This is a genomic window from Neobacillus drentensis, from assembly GCF_036966985.1.
Taxonomy (GTDB): Bacteria; Bacillota; Bacilli; order Bacillales; family Cytobacillaceae; genus Neobacillus; species Neobacillus drentensis_E.
In genome coordinates, this window is the sequence record NZ_JBALSN010000373.1 from 513 (window position 1) to 859 (window position 347).

Below are 347 nucleotides of genomic sequence, written 5' to 3' on the forward strand. Positions count from 1 at the left end.
CTAACGTGGCAGGTTAGTTGAAGAATAATGTACATTTGACAAAGAATATAAAAGCAAAAATGTCCGTGAGTTATAGGAAAGTGGTATATTTTTCTTATGTGCAGTTTATTAATCCGATGGGGGAATTAAAATGGGCTGGAATGCACTGTTTGAAGTATCTATGTATTGGTATGTGGCAATAATTTATGTGGTTACTATTAGGCTTCTCAATTTTATTTTTTATCATCGCTTTAATGAAAAAATCCCAGAAATTGTTGGGCATAAGTGTTGCATTAATGTTACCTAATATTCTATTTCTGTTGATTGATGAACTTGAACCAATACTTATGTTTTTATTTATTTTATGG